This window comes from Psychroserpens algicola (genome assembly GCF_014526325.1).
Lineage (GTDB): Bacteria > Bacteroidota > Bacteroidia > Flavobacteriales > Flavobacteriaceae > Psychroserpens > Psychroserpens algicola.
On the sequence record NZ_JACNMJ010000001.1, the window covers coordinates 1,069,195 to 1,083,819 of the forward strand.

Genomic DNA, 14,625 nt, shown 5'->3' on the forward strand with positions numbered 1-14,625 from the left:
CCAATTAAAATCAACAATAAGAATTTACAAAATTCAACCAAACAACTAAAATCAAACAACTAACAAATGAAAAAAATTTATATCATTATTGTATTGCTTATAGCAACACAAGTGTATGGACAACAAGACCCTCAATACACCCAATACATGTATAATATGAATGTCATTAATCCAGCTTACGCAGGTTCTAAAGAGAATTTGTCTTTTGGATTGCTTTATCGTTCACAATGGGCAGGATTAGATGGTGCTCCACAAACAGGAACCTTTTTTGGTCACTTACCTGTTGGTGAGAAAGTAGGTATTGGTTTATCAATCATCTCAGATGAGGTAGGTCCAATTAAAGAAACTAATGCTTATGCTGATTTCTCTTATACTTTGCAACTAGGAGGAGAGCACAGACTAGCTTTTGGTATCAAAGCCGGAGCAACGTTTCATGATATCGGATTGGCAGGAATTGATTTAATAGATCCTAATGATCCGTTTTTTCAAAACATAAACACTACTACACCTAATATTGGAGCAGGATTCTTTTATTATACCGACAATTATTATTTAGCAGGATCTGTACCTAATATACTTAATTCGGTTCATTTAGATGCCGATGGAAATAAGCTGGGATCTGAAGAAGCTCATTATTTCATTACTGGTGGATATGTATTTGAGTTATCACCAAACACAAAATTAAAGCCTTCTTTTCTAGTGAAATCAGCATTTAGTGCACCAACATCATTTGATGTTAATTTAAATGCCTTGTTTTTTGAGAAGTTAGAATTAGGAGCTTCTTATAGATTAGATGATTCGTTTTCAGGGTTAATAAACTTTGCAATCACACCTACAGTACGTGTAGGATATGCTTACGATAGTGTGACTTCGGATATTAAAAAGTACGCACCAGCATCTCATGAATTTTTGCTGTTATTTGATTTAAATTTCCCGAAGAAAGTTTCACGTTCACCAAGATATTTCTAAACAGTTAAGCTAAAGATTATGAAAAAAATATTAACACTTTTTACAATAGCAGCATTAAGTAGTTTCAGCTTAATTGCTCAAAATAAAGACACGAAAAAAGCAGACAAACATTTTAATAGATATGAATTTGTTGAAGCTGCAGAAGATTACGCCAAATTAGTAGAAAACGGAAAAGGGAGCCCTTACGTTTACAGCCAGTTAGCAGAATCCTATTATAACGTATTCAATACACAAGAGGCCGAAAGATGGTATGCTAAAGCACTTGAAGCTAATCCTAGCCCAGAAATGATTTTCAAATATTCTCAGATGCTTAAAGCCAATGGGAAGTACGAAGAATCTAATGCACAGATGGCAAAGTTTGCTCAAATGCGTCCAAGCGATGATAGAGCTATAGCGTTTAATAAAAACCCAGACTATCTACCAAAGATTTTAGAAAAAGGAAAGAAATTTAATATTCAAAACTTAGGGTTTAATACAGAGTATTCTGATTTTGGAGGGACATTACAAGATGGAAAATTATACATTACTTCTGCTAGAAATACATCTCGTAAAACTTATGGATGGAATGAAGAGCCGTTTTTAGATATTTATGAATTAACCAAAAATGATGACGGCACTTATCAAGCAGCAGCATTAGCTGGAAATAAAGTCAATACAAAATATCACGAAGGTGTTGTTTCATTCTCTCCAGATGGAAAGACAATGTACTTTTCTCGTGAGAGTTATTTTGAAAAAGAATATGAAAGAGATTCTATAACCAATTATAGAATAAGCCAGTTACATTTATTTAAGGCAAGAAAAACTGGTGATGGTTGGAGCAATGTTGAAGGTTTTCCAATTAACAGTGAAAATTATTCAGTAAAAAATCCTTCGGTGAGTGCTGATGGTAAAACGCTTTATTTTGCTTCTAATATGCCTGGAGGTTATGGATTGTTTGATATTTATAAAGCAAGCATCAATGATGATGGTACTTTAGGTGAGCCAGAAAATCTAGGACAAAAGGTCAATACCCAAGGTCAGGAAATGTTTCCTTTCATAAGTAGTAATAATACACTGTATTTTTCTTCTACTGGTCATTTAGGTTTAGGAAATCTTGATGTCTTTTATTCAAAAGTAGTTGATGGAAAAATGGGACCAGTACGAAACGTTGGTGTTCCAGTAAATAGTAATGCTGATGATTTTGCCTTTCATTTAGATGAAGAGACCGAAGAAGGTTTTGTATCTTCTAACAGAGAAGGTGGATTAGGAGGAGATGATGTTTATGCTATTAAAAAATTACAGCCATTATGTGATGTGTTAATTTCAGGAATTGTTACAGATTCTAAAACAGGAAATCCGATAAACGCAGCTAATGTAACGCTATACGATGATCAAGGCAATATGATTTTATCTAAAGTTACTAATTCTGATGGAATCGTAGAATTTATTGTTGAATGTGGTAAGCAATCTGAATTAGAAGTTGTAATGGACGGTTATGAAAGTCAGAAGTTAACAGTTTCTGCTTCTGAAGAAGAAGAGGAAGAAGTTAGCATCATGTTAGATCCAATTGAAGTTATTGTCGGACCTGAAGTGGTTAGCTTAAACCCAATTTATTTCGACTATGACAAATCTAATATCACAGCTCAGGCAGCTTTTGAATTAGATAAGCTTGTTCAAATCATGAATAAATACCCAGAAATGGTTATCAACGCAACTTCGCATACCGATAGTAGAGGTTCGGCTTCTTATAATGAAAGATTGTCTGATAGGAGAGCTAAAACTACAGTTCAGTATGTAATTTCAAAAGGAATAGATAAATCAAGAATTTCTGGAACAGGTAAAGGAGAAAACGAGCCAAAAGTAGATTGTGGCTCTAATTGTACAGATGAAGAACATCAAATGAACAGAAGATCAGAATTTATTATCGTAAGTGGTGGTCCACAAGCTCAATAATACTTAGAATACAATGATCAACTAACCAATATAAAGCCCTGAACTAATCAAGCAGGGCTTTTATTGTTTATAATATAGATTGCTAAACTATATCATGTAAAAGAAAAAAGTTAAAACAACCAACACCAATGAAAAAATATATTATAATACTAACACTCTTGTTCACTTGTTCTTGGGTGGACGCGCAAACGTATTTACAAGAAAATTTTGATACTGAAATTCCAGATACATGGACCATTACAGATGAAGGTGGTGCGACAGGGGATTCGTGGATTTCTGGTCAGCAAGGCGGAATAAATAGTCTTGATGGTACTAACTGTGCTATTGCAGATAGTGATACTAACGGAAACGGGACCGAACTTATTGAGACTTTGACCTCACCTGTATTTGATACTACAGGAGCAGTGGCCTTGTTTTTAGATTTTGATCAGTTTTACAATAATATTGGTCCAGACACAGCTGTTGTTGAAGTTTTTGATGGTACGAACTGGATTGAACTTTTAAATCAAAATGCTGATGTTGGAGGATTCAATGCACCAGATGAGCAACATATAGACATTACAGCATATTCTAATGCTAACATGCAAATTAGATTCGTCTACAATGATGGGAATGATTGGGCATGGTATTGGTTAGTTGATAATGTTCAAGTTTATAATTCAACTTGTAATTTCCCTACTGATTTAACAGTAACTAATATTACATCAAACACAGCTGATTTAAGTTGGACACCAGGTGGAACTGAAACCGTTTGGGAGGTTATTAACCAAGAGGCTGGAGGACCAGCGCCAACAGATGCAGATTCGGGTACTGTGACAACCAACAATCCTTACACAGCAACAGGATTAACTGAAGGTACAAATTATGACTTCTATGTTAGAGGAGATTGCGGAGCAGATGGCACAAGTATTTGGGTTGGACCATTCGCATATAGATTAAGTGGACCTGGTGAGGTTTGTGAAAACCCTATAGTCGTTACTACACCTTTACCATATGTCTCAACAGACAATACTTCAAACTATTTAGATGATTATGCTGGTGTACCTGGAACTGATTGTGGATCTGGTTTTGGATATTTAAATGGTGACGATGTTGTCTATGCCTACACACCTACTGCTGATACGTCTATAGATATTTCTTTATCAGGTTTAGATGATAATTATGCAGGTGTTTTTGTGTATACAGATTGTGCTAATATTGGAAACCAATGTGAAGCTGGTATTGTGAACGGTTTTGCTCAAGATGATTTAATCATAGATAATTTTACGGTTACTAATGGACAAACCTATTATATCGTAATATCTACTTGGGCATCGCCTCAAAGTGTAGCTTATACTCTAACTATTACAGAAAACACTTGTGTAGATCCTGTTGTAGATTTCATTGTTAGACAAGATTGTATCAACGGACCACAATTTTTTGTAGATGTTGATTTAACCGATCTAGGTTCTGCAACATCGATGACTATTTCTGATGATCAAGGAAGTGCCGCTCAAAATACAACTGTTACGGGTGTGTTTACGTTTGGTCCTTTTGCAAATAATACGCCTGTTGTAATTACAGTAGAAAATGATGATGATGCAAATTGTAATACAACCAGTAGTACATTAACACAAGAACAATGTGTATTAAACCTCGTAGATTGTACACAACCACCACTTCAATTTAATTACTGTTATGATAATAATGACGATACAGCTTGGTTGTTTGAATCTACAGACGGAAGTCCAGTTAGGTTAACATTTAACGCTGGAGGTATAGAATCTTGTTGTGATGATATATTAGTGTACGATGGTCAAGATAATACGGCACCATTAATTTATCAAGGTAATAATGGAGGTGACCTTTCAGGATTACAATTTGATTCAACGGGTGATTCCTTATATTTAGAAATTGATGCCGATGGTTCTGTAAGTTGTGCATCTGGTAGTTTCTGTTGTACTACAGAGTGGGACTTTACAGTTGCTTGTGCAACTTGTGTAAATCCTGAAGCAACATACACAGTAGTGTCAGATTGCGCTGTATCACCAGGATTTTTCGTTGATGTTGATTTAACAGACTTAGGTTCTGCAACATCAGTAACTATTAGTGATAACCAAGGAAGTGCTCCTCAAACCGTGAGTGCTACAGGTGTTGTTTCTTTTGGTCCTTTTGCAAATAATACACCTGTTGAAATTACAGTTGCTAATGATGATGATCCAAATTGTACATTAACAAGCAATTCATTAACTCAGGAGTTTTGTATCGATAATATTGTAGATTGTTCATCAGGTCCTTTAAACGCATTCTATTGTTATGATAATAATGATGCTAATCAGTTTTCTTACACAAGTTCTGATGGTTCACCAGTAAGAATTACGATTAATTCTGGAGAAATTGAAGGTGCGCCATTTGATTTCCTTGTGGTTTTAGATACCGATGGAGTAACAGAATTATATAATGGTGAAGGTAATGATGGTGTATTAGACGGATTAGTATTTCAATCAACAGGAGATACCATCTTTTTTCAAATAACATCAGACGGCTCAGTAAGTTGTGCATCTAATAGTTTCTGTTGTTCTGATGGTATCGACTATACAGTCACTTGCGCGACATGTATAAACCCTACTGCAACGTATCAAGTTGTTGATGACTGTGACAATGGAGAGCAATTTTTAGTCGATGTGAATGTCACTTCTTTAGGAGACGCAACATCACTAACGATTTCTAATAATATAGATGCTAATACTGTGTCTGCCTCTGCCACTGGTGTATATCAGGTTGGTCCATTCCCATTTGGTGTAGATGTAATTATCACTTTAAGCAATGATCAAGATGTTAATTGTGTTATCAATAGTAATGCGATTCAATTATTAGCTTGTCCACCAGATAATGATAACCCTTGTAATGCAACGGTTGCTGGTGTGAATGCTGATGACAGTTGTGATATTATTACTCCTGGAACTTTATTAGAAGCTACAGAATCTGGAATTCCGGTAGGAACATGTGCTGGAGATCCTGATGATGATGTATGGTTCGAGTTTACAGCAGTTGATGAATTTCAAATAATTCAATTACTAAATATTGATGGAGGAGGTTTCTTTCAGGATTTAGATCACGCTGTTTATGAAGGTACTTGCGATACTCCAGTTGAGTTATACTGTTCGGCAGATAACGCAAGTATAACACCATCTTTAACTATTGGTAATACGTACTATATTAGAGTATTTTCTGCAGGTGATGAAGGTGTCGATTATACCTTCGATTTATGTATCAGACCAGGCACAGGAAACGTATCAGTAGATCAGGATACTTATACTATTGAAGAACTTGTTGTAGATATTTTAATAGATAGTCCTTGTGCTCAAATTACAAATATTGAATTCACGACAGGAACAGATTTTGGAGATGTAAATGGTATTGGCTATTTCTCTTCTGATGAAGGAAGTTTCCCTTTCGAAGAGGGTATCATATTAACATCAGGAGATGCTAGTAGAGCATCAGGGCCTAACTTTGATGCGATGAGTGATGGTGGCTTTGGTTGGCCTGGAGATGCCGAATTAGATGCCGCTGTAGGAATTACTTCTAATAACGCTAGTATTATCGAATTTGATTTTGTACCACTTTCAGATGAAATAAGTTTTGATTTCTTAATGGCTTCAGAAGAATATAATGGAAGTACTGGCGGAACGTTTGAATGTACATTCTCAGATGCATTTGCATTTCTATTAACTGATGAAAATGGTATTACAACAAATCTTGCTGTATTACCAGGAACTACAACGCCTATATTAGTAACAAATATTCACCCTGAAAATCCAGGATGTCCTGCCATAAATGAAGAGTACTTTGGAGGTTATATACCTCAAAACCTTCCTCCAATTTCTTTTGATGGTAGAACCACAGTATTTACAGCGTTTTCTCCTGTGAACATTGGTGAAACCTATCACATAAAATTAGTTATGGCAGATGCTACAGATACAGCGTTAGATTCTGGGGTATTCTTAAAAGCAGGTAGTTTTGATATTGGTGAAGTAGAATTAGGAGCAGATATTACTATCGCTTCTGGTACTGCTGCATGTTTAGGGGAGCCAATTACTTTACAAACGCAGGCACCTTCAGTAGATCATGTATGGTTTAAAGATGGTTTTGTAATTGATGGAGAGACTTCAAATACATTGATAGTAACTGAACCAGGAAATTATACAACACAAATTATTTTCTCACCGTCTTGTATCATCTCTGATGATATTTTAGTTGAATTTTTGCCACTACCTATTGCAAATACACCACCTGATTTAGTAGGTTGTTCTATAGGAAATGATACAGCAGTATTTAATTTACCTGACAGTGATTTACCAATTTTAGGAGAGACTCAAAGTCCGGACGATTTTACCGTAACGTATCATTTGACTGAACAAGATGCAATAGATGGCGTGAGTCCTTTGGCGAGTCCTTATACAAGTTTATCAAACCCACAAACTGTACATGCATTGGTTGTAAATAATGATACAGGTTGTCAAAGTACTACAAGCTTTAATCTGGTATTAGGAATTGAGCCAGAGACAACTTTTACTCAAGATTTTGATTATGAAGTTTGTCCTAATGCTACTGTACCAATTATTATTGAAGCTACACCTGTAAATTATTCAGTTTCAGAAGTTACAATTAACTGGTACTTAGATGGTGTGTTGATTGACGGAGAAAATGGATTGACACTTCCGGTATTAATTGCTGGAGATTATGAAATTGAAGCTATTTTCAATGATACAGGCTGTTCTAGTATTACAACTCAAACTGTTATAGAATTAGAAAGTTGTGTGATTCCTCAGGGAATTTCTCCAAATGGGGACGGTATGAACGACACATTTGATTTGAGTAGTTATGAAGTAAGTAAATTAGAAATATTTAACAGATTAGGAACTTTAGTCTATTCTAAAACGAATTATACTGATGAATGGTATGGACAAACCAATGATGGTGAAGAATTGCCTGTTGGAACTTATTTCTATACCATGGAATACAGAGATGGTGAAAGAAGAAGCGCTTGGGTTTACATACAAAGAGCTAATTAATACTAACTCAATACGTATAATCAAAAAGCCTCTAACAATTATGTTAGAGGCTTTTTTATGAAGCATATTTACCCGTATTAAAATAGATTAGAATACTTCTTAAGTCTATTGTTGATGAGGCAAATAGATAATACTTCTAAAAATTGATATTACGCCATAAGTAAAATGATTGATAAAGCTGTAGAACCTATTAAAAAAGCCCAGAGCACCCAGATATTATAGTGTTGAGGTTGATGTTTCGTATTTTTTTTAGCATTTAGAACCCGTCTTTTTTTTCCACTATACTGAATCCAGTTTTTAAAATAAATAAAGATGCTCGCCATAATGAAAAGCGTCCATGCTTTACCTGAAGATAAGGCTACTGTATTCATCTCATTTAGGAACAAGGCTATAAGAACTCCTGAAAGTAAAAGTAGGCTACATTGAAGTGTTGAAATATAAAATAAGGCTATCGTATTAGCTTTCTTTTTTTGAGTAGGCTTATAATGATGGAAAACATTAAAAAATAATAAATCAAATGTAGTCATAGGTAATAGATATAAAAAAGCCACATCAAAAGTGATGTGGCTTTTATAATAAGAGTTTAATATTATTGAGCGTCGATACTCACAAAATCTAATTCGTAAGTTCCATCAAAATCAGATTCACCACTTCCAACATACTTGAATGCGATATAAATTTGACCTGATCCACAAGATAAATCAACGTTTCCAGACTCAAACCAATCTCCAAAGAAGTCACTGTCTTGAGTTACATATGCATCGTTAACAATTCCCCAAGTAGCACTAGTAATACCAGCTTCAGTTCCATCCCAATCATTTGAGAATAAAATTTCTAAAGTACTACCATCAGAGAAACTGTTAGACGTTTCAAAGTTTAATGTAACACCAGTGTTAGCATCTAAATCAATTTCAGGAGTAATTAACCAAGCTACAGTACTAGCATCACCAGAGTTAAATGAACCAACTCTAGCAGAAATGCCTTGTGATGAATTGGTACCTGTTTGAGTATAAGCTTCCCATCCTTCTGAACCTGCTTCGATGAAATTTGTCCAACCATTACCAGAAATTAAAGAATTTGTAGATTGCGATTCGAAATCATCTTCAAAAAGGTTATTTGTTCCTGTTGTATCTGCTAAACCACATGATAACTCAATAGGATCACAACGTACATCATTATCAAAATTGATATCTTCTGGAGAATTGATATAAATTGTATAAAATTCATCAAAGAAATCTCTAGTAAGAATACCATCAACACTACCTCTGTTTGCAGGTAATAATAATGATTTAAAATCTGAAAAGGTACTTGTGCTAAAGATTACTGAAGAGCTACTTGTACAGCTTTCTAACACACGCTCTCCATCAAACTGATCGGTATCTTCGGCTGCAAACGTTTTTGGGTTGTCACCAAGAACGTCATCTCTGTTAAATTGTACATCGCTTAAACGAATGTATAAACTTTCTAAATCATTAGAAAAATCACTAATGCTCACTTCTAAAGGTACAATTGTAGCAACTTCAGAAGTTCGAAGAATAGTTTCTGACATTTGAGAAGCAGCAATTTTTTCTAAGTTATTACCTTCTCTTCTTCCAATTTGTACAACACCATTATCAACAGCAACTGATAAACCATCAAGTTTAATATAAACTTTTCTTCCAAAGTCATAAATTGTAAACAATGGGTTAACATCAACTTGAACAACAATACCAGCTGTTGGGTTTTCAGGTTTATCTTGTAATACTAATTCTTCAAAAAAGTTACCACCTTCATCACTAGAAATCACATAACCTTCCATAAAGTTATTTGTATCTTCAAATGTGATAATATCTTCTCCAGACTGTGTTAAGTTTCCAATAACAGCATCAATATCAATAATATTTCCAGTGATAACAGGGTCAGTTACATCTACATTAGGTGTATCGAAATCATCATCCTGAACACAAGCATTAAATACCACTAAACCTAAAGCGAGTAGTATGATTTTGTTTAATTTAATTGTTTTCATTTTTTCTTTTTTTATCTCATCCTTAATAAAGGATATTATTTTGTAATTTATGTTTAAGCTTTTTTTAGAATCTAAGATATACATTTAAATAGTATGTAGTTCCATTCCCGTTAAAATAACGCGAACCAAACACAGGACCATTATCTCTTGATTGATCTTCTAGTAATCTATCGTATTTAGGTAATCTTGATTGCTCAAACCCACCTGTTTTGTATTCTTGGTTGAATATATTATTTATAGTGGCAAAGAATCCAACAAAATAATCACCTACTCTCCAAGATTTTCCACCTACAACATTAACAAGTATATAGTCGTCAAACTGTTCTTGTTTAAGTAATTCTCTTGCAATGTCTTCATCATATCCAACGATTGGTTGACCGTCAAAGTCTGTCGTGAAGTTAGATGATCTAGCCAAGTTGCTTACATCAATATAGGCATTAGAAAAATAGTTGGTAGTAAGACCTACATTCCAAAAATCTGGATCACGGTATTCAAATCCTATTTGATAAGCGCGTTCAGGCCCACCAGCTACATGGTAATCTTTGATGTTAGTTGTTCCATCTCCAAAAGTTAATGGGCCATCAAAATCATCACTAGTTAGGTATAAGTTAGGATTGTTATTAAATGTATACTGCCCAACAGAAGCTGCTGCTTTTAATTTAATAGTTGGGGTTACTTGAGCTTCAATACCTAATTCTGCACCGATATGTCTTTTTTCTACGTTAGTAAGCACTTCTTGTACAAAAGCATCACCTGTATCTAAACCTAATCCGGCAAGGTCTTCAGTAAAGAAAAATCCGATATCTGTTCCATTTGAAAATCCAGAGTAGAATCCAGTAAGTCTGGCTTTTACAATTGGAGATCTAAAAATATAACTTGCATCAACAGATTGAATTTGTTCGCTTTCTAATCCAATAATAACATCATTATTTTGTCTTGCATTACTGAAAGAATTTCTGATTGTTGGTGCTTTTGTAAAATAACTAGCATTAACATCAATAAGATGACGACCAGTAACTTTATAAGTAGCACCAGCTTTAATACCATAATTAGAAAAGTCTAACTTTTCACTTTTTCCAAAAGAACGTGAGCCAGAAAAGTTTCCGTTTTCAAACAATCCATTTCTTTGGTAAGTGGTTTGAGAAATATTTGCACCAACGTAAAAATCTACTTTGTTGTATTTAAATTGTGCCTGAGCAAAACCTGTAACAACATTTGCATCAATTTCATAGTTGTATTTGTAACGGTCTCCTTCCTGTACGATACGATTAGGATTTCTTAAATCACTTTGAGCAACATCTTCTAAAGATTCAATAACATTTGAATCCTCTTCAGCAAAGAAATCAACATCTAAGTAACCTGTTCCTCCTAAAAGATCTTTAAGGTTGGCAAAGTTTTCACTTTTTAGTTTTCTGTAGCTTACCATGGCGTTAAGTCTAACGCGGTCAGATAATTCAGTATCTAAAATTGAGTTGATTGTAAATTGAGAATCATCATTTCTATCTTCTTGGATTGCGTAAATAGAATTTCCACCTTGAGCTCTTACAGTAGCATTAGCACTATATAAAGCATCCCAGTCGAGTTGACCATCGTTTCTAAAGTTACGCTCAGCTAGGAAAGCCTGTTCGTAATCGTAAGACGTTGGATTTTCATCTCTTAAATGATAACTTGGTAAATTTTGGTAGTAAGATGGATCTGGGTTTCTAGCACCACCTATGTAACTTGCCTGACCGTTGAAGTTCACAAGACGTGTTCCTCCATTATCAATTCTAGTGTTACCTATTTTACCAAATTGGTAAGCAATATTTGTATTTAATTTTGTTTTAGAAGAAATATCCCAGAAATGATTTAACATTAAAATAGGCTCTTCTATTTCTCTTACTCTAGAGTTTCTAGCTTCACCATCTTGAGTCCCCCAAAACGGATTGTATTGTCTTCCCTTTAAGTTAAGAACTTCATCTGTAATCGCTGTAGAACGACCACGTCTGTTCTGAGCATATATTCCTGTAAAGTTAATACTATGCTTGTCGTTGATTTTTTTCTCAACAGCAGCAAAAAATGAATTTGAATCGTATAGCGTTCCGTCTACATAACCTTCATCTCCATAACGTCTAGAGGCTAAAACAGAGTAAGACCATCCACCTTCAAGAATACCTGAATTGTAACTTGCCATAATACGTCCAGTATAACTTCTGTTAGCTGAAGCGTAAGATACTCTACCACCTTCACGATATCTAGAGGCTCTCATAACAATATTGTTGGTACCAGCAAGATCACCAAAGGAGTAATCATTAGCAGACATACCCATAGAAAATTCCTGATTTCTCTGAACATCATTTAGTCCACCCCAGTTTCCCCATTGTGGTCTACCACTAAACTGTTTGTTCATTTCAATACCATTAATAAGCACTTTTCCGTTAGCATTATCTAAACCTCTAGGTCTAAAAAATGTGGCGCTAAAATCGAAAGCTGCTGCGCTTAAAAATTGATCTCTAGATGCTTGAAGTAAACCAGAGATATTGTCGGTTAATCCATCGTCTTCACTATTTAAATTGTCATCAGAAATTGAAATAACGAAAGAATCAGATTTGTCACTATCAAAGTTAAGAGTCATTCCGCTAATATCTACGGTTTGACCTTCATTAACAACAATAGGATAACGTTTTGTAACATAACCTTGCTTTTCAACTCTAAGTACTTGTTCACCTAAAGGAACAATGGTGTTAAATTGAAATTCTCCATTAGAATCTGTGGTTACAGATTGTGAGGTTTCTTCAATTGTAATAGTTACATCGGGAATTGGTTCTCCTGTTGTTCCATCTAAAACACTACCTTTAACAATAGTGTCTTGTGCAAATGCAGTCAATAGCGAGAACATTCCAAATAAAATAATAAAAAAACTTTTTTTCATGCCTTATTTTAAGATTAATAGTTCTTATGCATTAAATAATAGTTATTTAAAGCGTGCAAATTTACATTATTTATAATAAATACATACTTTTGGCTCGACATTTGTAAACATCATAACGATAACATAATATTTAAACTATGAAACGACTACATTTTTCTTTAGCAATTATCTGTTTTTTAACGGCATTTAATGGCTTCTCCCAAAATGGAAAAAAAGAAAAACGATTTAAAATTCACACTGTAGCATTCTACAATTTAGAGAATTTATTTGATACTATTAATGATGTAACAAAGTTTGATGAGCGCAGCCCTATAATGGAAATTAAAGCTGATAGATCAGGCATTTATAAAAAGAAAGTCAACAATATGGCTAGAGTTATAGCCGATATTGGAGCTGACGTTACTGGAAATACACCTGCAATTATTGGTGTTTGTGAAATTGAAAACAGAGCCGTATTGGTCGATGTTGTTAATCATCCACTGTTATTAGCTAAAGATTACGGAATTATTCATTACGAATCTCCAGACGTAAGAGGAATTGATGTAGCATTGCTTTATCAGAAAAAATTATTTAAGCCTACGAGTCATGAATCATATGAGTTATTAATTTATGATGATGTTAAAAGAGACCGTGTGATTACCAGAGATCAGTTACTGGTTAGTGGTGAATTAGATGGCGATCCTATTCACGTCATTGTAAATCACTGGCCATCTAGAAGTGGTGGTGAAGCGCGAAGTCGTTCAAAACGTGTTGGAGCTGCACAACTTAATAAGAAAATAATAGATTCACTTCAATCTAAAGATCCTCATGCTAAAATTTTCACCATGGGCGATTTAAATGATGATCCTACAAACTCGAGTGTAAAAGATGTTTTAAAAGCTAAAGCTGATAAAGATGATATCGATTTAAAGGAAATATACAATCCTTTTGAAAAAATGTTTACTGAAAAAGGCTACGGAACAACAGCTTACCGAGACGCCTGGAGTTTATTCGATCAAATTATGCTTACTGAGCCGCTAATTGCTAAAGATGATTATTCGTCTTTTAGATTTTATAAAGCTGGTATTTATAACAAAACCTACCTTACTAACAAAAGAGGACGATATAAAGGGTATCCATTTAGAAGTTTTGCTGACGGCGGATTTACTAACGGATTTAGTGACCACTTCCCTGTGTATGTTTACCTTATTAAACAAGTAGACTAAAAACAAATTATCATTGATAAAAAAAATGCGCTATAAATTTATAGCGCATTTTTTTTTACATCCAGCTCATCCAGTTTGACCAAGGAATTCTTGAGAGTACAAGAACCAAACCTAAGGTGTAAAATATAGCTAACATCTTAAATTTTGGCTTAGAAGTAAGTTTCTTTTTATGCTTAGAATAGCCAATCGTAATTAAAGTTACAGCCAAAATCCCAACAAAAGGATGGTCTACTGCTAGTAGTCGGGATAAAGCATCTAAACCACTAACACCATTAGCACTTAAATTTTTAAATCCGAAAGGCGATGTAAAATACAATACAAAGCCTATTAAGAGTTGAATATGCATCACGATTAATGTAAACAGCGAAATTCTAAAGTCAACTGCTTGAAATTCTTTGTTCCCAAAAAACTTAAATAATGCATTCAATGATGCAATAACAATCATTAGTAAAGCCAGATATGCCCAATAAGAATGGAGCATTTTAACAACGTCGTACATGTTTAATAGTTTAGAAATTAGATAAACAAATGTAATAATTTAATACG

General features: G+C 34.3%; 8 protein-coding genes. 4 read left to right on the top strand and 4 right to left on the bottom strand.

All coding sequences use genetic code 11. From position 1 onward, the window contains the following. The first annotated feature begins 66 nt into the window (after window positions 1-66). The 3 genes from H7350_RS04485 to H7350_RS04495 all read left to right on the top strand — a co-directional run bounded on the left by H7350_RS04485 (window position 67) and on the right by H7350_RS04495 (window position 7,955). Window positions 67-969, top strand: a complete 903-nt coding sequence (locus tag H7350_RS04485) for a PorP/SprF family type IX secretion system membrane protein (protein ID WP_204344664.1) — start codon at window positions 67-69, stop codon at window positions 967-969. An 18-nt stretch (window positions 970-987) separates the two neighbouring features. After that, window positions 988-2,901 (top strand): OmpA family protein, encoded by a 1,914-nt coding sequence (locus H7350_RS04490; RefSeq protein ID WP_204344665.1) that lies wholly within the window; start codon window positions 988-990, stop codon window positions 2,899-2,901. A gap of 128 nt (window positions 2,902-3,029) precedes the next feature. After that, window positions 3,030-7,955 carry a choice-of-anchor L domain-containing protein gene (locus H7350_RS04495; protein ID WP_204344666.1) on the top strand — a complete coding sequence of 1,642 codons (4,926 nt, stop codon included), beginning with the start codon at window positions 3,030-3,032 and terminating at the stop codon, window positions 7,953-7,955. Window positions 7,956-8,104: 149 nt separating this feature from the next. On the opposite strand, the gene H7350_RS04500 is transcribed toward H7350_RS04495, so the two are convergent. The 3 genes from H7350_RS04500 to H7350_RS04510 form a co-directional block, all read right to left on the bottom strand. Further along, entirely contained in the window at window positions 8,105-8,482 is a 378-nt protein-coding gene (locus tag H7350_RS04500) for a hypothetical protein (RefSeq protein WP_204344667.1), read from the bottom strand. A 62-nt stretch (window positions 8,483-8,544) separates the two neighbouring features. Beyond that, window positions 8,545-9,963, bottom strand: a complete 1,419-nt coding sequence (locus H7350_RS04505; RefSeq protein WP_204344668.1) for a DUF5689 domain-containing protein — start codon at window positions 9,961-9,963, stop codon at window positions 8,545-8,547. Window positions 9,964-10,027: 64 nt separating this feature from the next. Further along, window positions 10,028-12,874, bottom strand: a complete 2,847-nt coding sequence (locus H7350_RS04510; protein WP_204344669.1) for a TonB-dependent receptor — start codon at window positions 12,872-12,874, stop codon at window positions 10,028-10,030. Between the two features lie 137 nt (window positions 12,875-13,011). Between H7350_RS04510 and H7350_RS04515 the strand changes: the two genes are divergently transcribed. Further along, window positions 13,012-14,079, top strand: coding sequence for an endonuclease/exonuclease/phosphatase family protein (locus H7350_RS04515; protein ID WP_204344670.1), 1,068 nt, complete (start codon window positions 13,012-13,014; stop codon window positions 14,077-14,079). A gap of 55 nt (window positions 14,080-14,134) precedes the next feature. Here H7350_RS04515 and H7350_RS04520 read toward each other — a convergent pair whose 3' ends face one another. After that, window positions 14,135-14,578, bottom strand: a complete 444-nt coding sequence (locus H7350_RS04520; protein ID WP_204344671.1) for a hypothetical protein — start codon at window positions 14,576-14,578, stop codon at window positions 14,135-14,137. Between the last annotated feature and the right edge of the window lie 47 nt (window positions 14,579-14,625).

Bases quoted from the DNA above. Each gene is read 5' to 3' on its own strand.
- H7350_RS04495 (WP_204344666.1), top strand. From the start codon at position 3,030: ATGAAAAAATATATTATAATACTAACACTCTTGTTCACTTGTTCTTGG.
- H7350_RS04510 (WP_204344669.1), bottom strand. From the start codon at position 12,874: ATGAAAAAAAGTTTTTTTATTATTTTATTTGGAATGTTCTCGCTATTG.
- H7350_RS04520 (WP_204344671.1), bottom strand. From the start codon at position 14,578: ATGTACGACGTTGTTAAAATGCTCCATTCTTATTGGGCATATCTGGCT.
- H7350_RS04505 (WP_204344668.1), bottom strand. From the start codon at position 9,963: ATGAAAACAATTAAATTAAACAAAATCATACTACTCGCTTTAGGTTTA.
- H7350_RS04515 (WP_204344670.1), top strand. From the start codon at position 13,012: ATGAAACGACTACATTTTTCTTTAGCAATTATCTGTTTTTTAACGGCA.
- H7350_RS04485 (WP_204344664.1), top strand. From the start codon at position 67: ATGAAAAAAATTTATATCATTATTGTATTGCTTATAGCAACACAAGTG.
- H7350_RS04490 (WP_204344665.1), top strand. From the start codon at position 988: ATGAAAAAAATATTAACACTTTTTACAATAGCAGCATTAAGTAGTTTC.
- H7350_RS04500 (WP_204344667.1), bottom strand. From the start codon at position 8,482: ATGACTACATTTGATTTATTATTTTTTAATGTTTTCCATCATTATAAG.